General features: G+C 68.2%; 7 protein-coding genes. 2 read left to right on the forward strand and 5 right to left on the reverse strand.

Annotated features, from left to right (window positions below; genetic code table 11):
* A partial coding sequence (locus tag Q0U08_RS15730) for a TonB-dependent receptor plug domain-containing protein (RefSeq protein ID WP_298092487.1) occupies positions 1-1555 on the reverse strand: 1555 nt, incomplete at its 3' end.
* Between the two features lie 227 nt (positions 1556-1782).
* Between Q0U08_RS15730 and Q0U08_RS15735 the strand changes: the two genes are divergently transcribed.
* Positions 1783-2229, forward strand: coding sequence for a hypothetical protein (locus tag Q0U08_RS15735; RefSeq protein WP_298092488.1), 447 nt, complete (start codon positions 1783-1785; stop codon positions 2227-2229).
* Positions 2230-2336: 107 nt separating this feature from the next.
* On the opposite strand, the gene Q0U08_RS15740 is transcribed toward Q0U08_RS15735, so the two are convergent.
* From Q0U08_RS15740 to xseA, 4 genes are all read right to left on the reverse strand, one after another.
* Positions 2337-2828: a hypothetical protein gene (locus Q0U08_RS15740; RefSeq protein ID WP_298092489.1), complete on the reverse strand. Its 492-nt coding sequence runs from the start codon at positions 2826-2828 to the stop codon at positions 2337-2339.
* 297 nt (positions 2829-3125) lie between these two features.
* Positions 3126-4016, reverse strand: a complete 891-nt coding sequence (locus Q0U08_RS15745) for a M23 family metallopeptidase (RefSeq protein ID WP_298092491.1) — start codon at positions 4014-4016, stop codon at positions 3126-3128.
* On the reverse strand, positions 4013-4213 hold the full coding sequence (locus Q0U08_RS15750; RefSeq protein ID WP_298092492.1) for a DUF2093 domain-containing protein: 201 nt from the start codon (positions 4211-4213) through the stop codon (positions 4013-4015). The genes Q0U08_RS15745 and Q0U08_RS15750 overlap by 4 nt, the downstream gene beginning before the upstream one ends.
* Positions 4214-4240: 27 nt before the next feature.
* Positions 4241-5620, reverse strand: a complete 1380-nt coding sequence (gene xseA, locus Q0U08_RS15755; protein ID WP_298092494.1) for an exodeoxyribonuclease VII large subunit — start codon at positions 5618-5620, stop codon at positions 4241-4243.
* Between xseA and purD the strand changes: the two genes are divergently transcribed.
* Positions 5619-6887, forward strand: a complete 1269-nt coding sequence (gene purD / locus Q0U08_RS15760; RefSeq protein WP_298092496.1) for a phosphoribosylamine--glycine ligase — start codon at positions 5619-5621, stop codon at positions 6885-6887. The two genes, xseA and purD, sit on opposite strands and share 2 nt — an antisense overlap.
* Positions 6888-7178: the final 291 nt, after the last annotated feature.

Raw genomic sequence — 7178 nt, forward strand, 5'->3', positions numbered from 1 at the left:
TCTGGCCCAGCGTCGCCGAACCGGCGCGCGTGTCCGTGATCGCGTCCAACGCACGCTGGGTACGCGAAACGCTGAACTCGTTGCGATAGATCTGGTTGTACTTGGTCGTGCCATACTGGCCGTACACGTCGTAGCTGACGCCGGCCGCGACATCGCCGCGCGCGCCCGCGACGAAGCGGTACGAGGTATGCGTCTGGTCGCTCTGGCGACCGCCGCCTTCCACGTTCCGACGGCCGATCAGGACCTGCGCCTGATTGTAGGTGCTGCCGTCCGGATTGGTCAGCGTCACCGGATTGCCCGCTCCGTCGCGTACCAGGTTGGTCGTGCGGCAGAAGGTCGTCTGTTGCAGCGGCGACAGATAGGGGTTGTTGCAGTTCAGGACCTGCGTGTTGCTGAAATTGCCCGACGGCGCGATCTGCGCGACCGAGCGGTCGTCCATGAACATGAACTCGGCATAGGGCTTGAACCCTTCGCTCACGTCGTAATGCGCGAAGAAGCCGGCGGTGTAGCGCGTGTCCGGACGCTGATAATAATTCAGCGGATTGGCGTTATACAGCGTCCGGCCAGGGACCAGCGCGCCGGCACCGTTCAGCGTATATTGCTGCGGCAGGCCGGTCGCGGTGCCGTTGAACACCGCGTCGACCAGCGAGAAGTTCGCCGGGAACGCCGTGGCCGAACCGCCGCAGACATATTCGCTGCTGCCGGCAGCGCCGGCATTCAGGCCGCACGACGAATAATCGCGGCTGCCCTGCGTGATCGCATCGATCTTGCGGTAGCCGAGATAGCCGACCACATGGCCGCGTCCATCCTCGGTGCCGCCACCGATCTTCAGGTTGACGTCGAACTGCTTGCCGTCGTTGGTGAAGCCGCTCGGCGCGTCATAGCCGGAGCTGCGCACCAGGTTCTGCAGGCGCTGGTTGTTGTTGTTGTGGTTGTAGAAACCGTAGTTCGCATCGACGCTGACGCCGGTGAAATCGGTATCCAGCACGAAGTTGACGACGCCGCCCACCGCGTCCGAACCATAGACCGACGAGGCGCCGCCGGTCAGCACGTCGACGCGCTTGATCAGCGTCGAGGGGATGACGTTCAGGTCGGCGGCCGAGCTGGTCGAGTTGGGATCGCCCGGCATCAGGCGGCGGCCGTTGACCAGCACCAGCGTACGCTGGTCGCCCAGGTTGCGCAGGTTGGCGGTCGCGGTGCCGTTCGATCCGTTCGAGACCGACGAGCTTTGCGATGCGAAGGTCTGCGGCAGGCTGTTCAGCACGTCCTCGACGCGGGTCGCACCCTGCAGGCGGATTTCCTGCGAGTTCACCACCGTGATCGGGCTGGCCGAGGTCAGGTTGGGCGATGCGATGCGCGAACCGGTGACGACGATGTCGCCGCCCGTGTCGGCATCCGGCGTGTTCGACGTCGCCGGCGCGATCGGTGCGGTGGTGCCTTCATTCTGTGCGGTGGGCGCATCGGTCGTCGTTTGCGCCGATGCCGGCGCGATCATCGCGACGCCGGTGAACACCGTCGTGACGAGCAGGCAGGTCTTGATGGAAATGGCCTTCATGGAACGTCCCCTTTTCTCCGGCGGCTGTGCCAGCCGAAGGAAACTTCGGATCCCGCCCCTTGTGGGGCTACGGGATCGCTGGCCGGGGTTTTCACGGCGCTGCAACATAGATGCAACGTCCCATTGAAAGTAGGCCACATATTGTTCCAACGCTGTGGCGGTTGAGCAACAAAACCGTGCTTGTACACGGTGTTGCGTTTCACTCGTGATTTCGCCAGCAAGATGCCATGTCGAAGCTACCGAAAAAGCTGCACTTGCTGCTACTGCTTGCCGCAGGGCCCTTGCCGGCACAGGCCATGCCCCTTCAGGCATCGGCTCCCCTGTCCGACCAGTTGAAGCACTGCCGCACGCTCACCGAAACGCCCGCACGCCTCGCCTGCTACGACGCTATGACGCTGCTGCCCGGCCGCAGCCGCGATCCCGCACCGCGGCGCGTGCTGAACGAAGACCGGGAAGGCCCGCTGACCACGACGCTGCGCACCGCCAGCGTCGGCGGCGATGGCCGCTGGGTCTTCACATTGGCGCAAGGGGGACGCTGGACGCAGACCGACGACGCACCGCTCGGCCGCCGCCCCAATCCCGGCGACGCGGTGGAGGTCCGCTCCGGCGCGCTCGGCAGCTTCCGGCTGAAGGTGAAGAGCGGCCCCTCGATCAAGGTCCGCCCGCTCGACTGACGCGGATCGGGAACGTGCCGGACCTCACCGCAGTATCTGGTTGAGATCCACGATGCGTCTTCCTTCCCGGATCCCGATGGCGTTCCGGAAATGGCCGGGTTGGTCGGTTAGCTGACACTCGGAACAGACGAAGCTCTTCTGCGCGGGCGCAGGCGGATCGCCCCCCAAGCGGCAACCGCAGCGATGAGCCAGTAGATCACTAGGTTGAGGCCGACGCCTGAAATCAGATACGCTCGGACGCTCATTGGAAGGGTAGTTTGGCCGGACGGATAAGCATAGCACTCCGACCATTCGCCCCGCCAGAACGACAAAATAAGGCGATCTGTCGGCGCCTTCCTAAATGATGGATCGCAATCAAGCGGGGTGGTATTCAGCGACGACCAGATAGAGGGACCGCTTGTGGCATCCTCAAACCGACGAAGCGCTTCTCCTTCCGGCAGCGCCCCGTTCCTGTCGATGTAAGCTGCCGCGACCCTGAATTGCTGGTAGTACGCCCGATCCTTGGCAGCTTGCGCGGGAAGCATCAGCGGCATCGTTGTGCCGATAAGAGCGAAGGCCGCCGCAACTATGCCAAGCAGCAAGCACAAGATCGTCCGCATATATTGCCTCCCCATGCCGGCTGCGGTGGACGTCCGCAATTGGGCGCTTTCAGCCATTCCGATCGAGCTTGAAGACCGAGACGACCAAGCCTACCCACCTCACGAGGAGACAAGGTGTACGCGGTGCTTCCCAAACATGGCCCGATCACCTTTTCGAAGTCGACCAACCGCGATGGCATTGCGTAATTTCTCGCGCTTTCCAACCAACCGCTCAACCGCGTCGATCCGTAAACCGCATGGCGGCATGTATGATGAGCAAGCGAAACGCCCATCAAACACACACACCGCCCACGTCCCTCAGCCGCCGATCGGCCCCGCCACCAGCAGCGGGCCCAGCTTGCGCCCCCGCCATTGCAGGCCCCAGTGCAGGTGCGGCCCCGTAGCGCGCCCCGTAGCGCCAGACAGGCCGATCGGCTGACCGCGCCGCACCGTGTCGCCCACGCGCACGTCGATCCGCGACAGATGCAGCAGGGCGCTGTTCAGCCCCATGCCATGGTCGATCATCAGCAGGTGCCCCTCCAGCGTGAAGGGATCGTCCGCCGCCGCCAGGATCACCACGCCGTCGGCCGGCGCCACCACCGGCGTGCCGGTCGGCACCGCCACATCGGCACCCGAATGATAACCACCGGGCTTGCCCTGATAGACGCGCTGCGCCCCGAACCAGCCCGATTGCCGCCCGGTCGCCGGCCAGCGCATCGCCTGTCGCCAGCCTTGCGCATCGCTCGTCCGGCTACGTGCCGCGACGATCTGCGCCAGTTCGGCGGGCCTTGCCGCCGCGAACTCGGCATCGGTCTTGCCCGCGCGGTACGGCGCGTCGACACGCTCGATCCGCCAGGCGCGCGGCGCCACCACCAGCGCGCGCTCCGCCCGGCGCCCATCCGCCAGCGTCGCGACCAGCCGCGCCGCCGGCCCGGCATCGCGGTCGAACCCGATCACGAAGCGCCCGTCACCCGCAAAGGGCACCGCCTCACCATCCAGCGTCATCGTCGCGGTGCCGGCCGGCACGCGCCCGAAAACCAGTCCGCCCTGAATGGCGGCCCCGTCAAGCGTGATGACGGCAGGCGCCACCGGCGCCGCCGGCGCCGGCGGTGGCGGCATCGCGACGGGCGGCGCAGGGCGCACGTCCTCACGCGGCGCCACGCATCCGGCAAGCACCGCCACCAGCATCCCCGCCGCCAACAGCCTCATCGCGGGCGCAGGCTCTCGCTGGCGATCGCCGGGCTGGCATAGGGCTCCTGCGCCGCCACGCTCCAGTAGCGCAGATCCTCCAGCGCGATCCGCGCGCCCGACCGGGCACAGACGACATGGTCGCCCGGCGACAGCACGCGAAAGCCGTTGGGCATGTAATGCAGGCGCGCGGCCCGGTCGGCATTGGACATCAGCATCGAAAAGGCACTTCCCGGTGGATCGGATCAGAACAGGTCGGGCTGTTCGGGTACCACCTTTTCATAGGTACGCGGGCCGCTGCGCTCAACCCGCGCGTCCACCGTGCCGTCGCGGAAGCGGAGCGTGATGGCGCCTGCCGCGCGCACCGCCTCTGCCGAGGACAGCGTCTCGCCGCCCGGCCGCGCGGTGATCCGGGCATAGCCGCGCTCCAGGATGCGATCCGGGTTCAGCGACTGCACCAGCCGCCATGTGTTGGCCAGCCGCTCGTGCCCCCGCTCCACCTGCCGCAACAGCACGGCGGGGCGTAGCGCGGCGCCTGCCCGGTCCAGCCCGCCGCGCGCCAACGTCACCCGCCGCTCCAGCCCGCGGTCCAATCGTGCCCCCGCGTCGTCCGCCCGCTGCCGCTGCGGCCCCAGCAACTGGTCCCGCTTCGGCAACAGCCGCGCCATCGCGTCCAGCCGCTCGCGTCCCCGCTCGACATAACGCCGCGCGCACCGCTCGGTCCGCTGCCGGTGGCTGGCGACGGTCAGCCTGAGGTCGGCCAGCACCGGCACCGCGATCTCGGCGGCCGCGGTCGGCGTCGGCGCGCGCAGGTCGGCGGCATGGTCGCACAGCGTCGTGTCCGTCTCATGCCCCACCGCCGAGATGATCGGGATCGTGCAGTCCGCCACCGCGCGCACCACCGCTTCCTCGTTGAACGCCCACAGATCCTCGATCGAACCGCCGCCGCGCGCTACGATCACCAGATCGGGCCGCGGCACCGCGCCGTCCACCGGCATCGCATCGAACCCGCGCACCGCCGCCGCTACCTCGGCCGCCGCACCCTCGCCCTGCACCTTCACCGGCCAGACGATGACATGGGTGGGGCAGCGATCCTCCAGCCGGTGCAGGATGTCGCGGATCACCGCGCCGGTCGGCGAGGTGACCACGCCGATCGTGCGCGGCATGAAGGGCAGCGCCACCTTGCGCCCCCGGTCGAACAGCCCCTCGCCCGCCAGCTTGGCCTTCAGCTTCTCGAACAGCGCCATCAGCGCGCCGGCACCGGCCAGCTCCAACCGCTCGATCACGATCTGGTATTTCGATCGCCCCGGATAGGTGGTCAGCTTGCCGGTCGCGATCACCTCGATGCCGTCCTGCGGCTGGAAAGCGAGCGCGTTCGCCGATCCCTTCCACATCACCCCGTCGATCACCGCCTGATCGTCCTTCAGCGCCAGATAGACATGGCCCGAGGCGGCGCGCTTGTAGCCGGAGATCTCGCCGCGCAGGCGGACATGGCCGAACTCGCCCTCCACCATCCGCTTCAACTTGAAGCTCAGTTCGCCGACCGACAGCGCGAGCGCGTTGTCGCCGGGCACCGGCTCGGCTACCAGCCGCGGACTTTCGTCAAGGAAAAGGGGATCGGGCATGAACGTCCTGCTGCTGGGATCGGGTGGCCGCGAACACGCACTGGCGTGGAAGCTGGCACAGTCGCCGGGGTTAGATACGCTCTATGCCGCGCCCGGCAACCCCGGCATCGCCGCGCATGCGACCTGCGTTGCGCTCGCCGCGACGGATCACGATGCGGTGATCGCCTTTGCGCGCGAACACGCCATCGGGCTCGTCGTGATCGGGCCGGAGGCACCGCTGGTCGACGGCCTTGCCGATTCGCTCACCGCCGCCGGCATCCCCGTCTTCGGCCCGTCGAAAGCGGCGGCACAACTCGAAGGATCGAAGGGCTTTACCAAGGATCTGTGCGCGCGCGCGAACATCCCCACCGCCGGCTATCTGCGCGTCTCCAGCCTCCAGGCCGCCGGCACCGCGCTCGACACCACCTTCGGCCTGCCCGTCGTCATCAAGGCCGACGGCCTCGCCGCCGGCAAGGGCGTCACCATCGCCTTCACCAAGGACGACGCCCGCGCCGCCCTCGCCGACCTCTTCAGCGTCCCCGGCGCCGAAGTCGTGATCGAGGAATTCCTCGACGGCGAGGAGGCCAGCCTGTTCGTCCTCACCGACGGCACCGCGCTCCTCCCCTTCGGCTCCGCACAGGACCACAAGCGCGTCGGCGACGGTGACACCGGCCCCAACACCGGCGGCATGGGCGCCTACAGCCCCGCCCGCGTCCTCACCCCGGAACTGGAAGCGCTGGCGATCGACACCATCGTCCGCCCCACCGTCGACACGCTGCGCGAGGAAGGCACCCCCTTCTCCGGCGTCCTCTACGCCGGTCTGATGCTCACCCCCCATGGCCCCAAGCTGATCGAATACAACGCCCGCTTCGGCGACCCCGAATGCCAGGTGCTGATGACCCGTCTCGAGGGCGATCTGCTGGAGGTGATGCTGGCGGTCGCGCAAGGACGCCTCGCCGATCTGCCCGCCCCTGCCTTCTCGCCCGAACCGGCGCTGACCGTGGTGATGGCGGCGGCCGGCTATCCCGGCACGCCGAAAGCGGGCGGCAGCATCGAGAACATCGCCGCGGCCGAGGCGGCGGGCGCCACCGTCTTCCAGGCGGGCACGAAGATGGACGGCGACCGGCTGGTCGCCGCGGGCGGCCGCGTCCTGGCCGTCACCGCCCGCGGCGCCACCGTCGCGCAGGCACAGGCCGCCGCCTACCGTGCGGTCGATGCGATCGCCTTTCCCGACGGCTTCTGCCGCCGCGATATCGGCTGGCGCGAGGTGGAGCGCGAACGCGGTTGAAGCTGTAACACAACCGTGACACGATCCCCCTGTTAGGGAGGCCCGCAGGACACGCAGCCCCGTTCCCTCTCCCGCCGGGAGAGGGAGGGAGCGCCAAAGGCGCGGAAGGGTGAGGGTGAGCCGGGCAACGGGGGAGAACATCATGCGGTTCACGGCATTCATCGCACTTGTCGGCTTGCTCGCCACCGGCGCCGCCCCGCCGCCGCTGCCCCAGGCCGGGGCGCGCAAGGCCGCGTCGCCGGTACGCTGCATCACCCCGGATCGCACCGCCAACCAGATCGTGACCACGGG

Origin of the sequence: uncultured Sphingomonas sp., from assembly GCF_946477935.1 — a bacterium.
In the GTDB taxonomy this organism is placed as follows: Bacteria; Pseudomonadota; Alphaproteobacteria; order Sphingomonadales; family Sphingomonadaceae; genus Sphingomonas.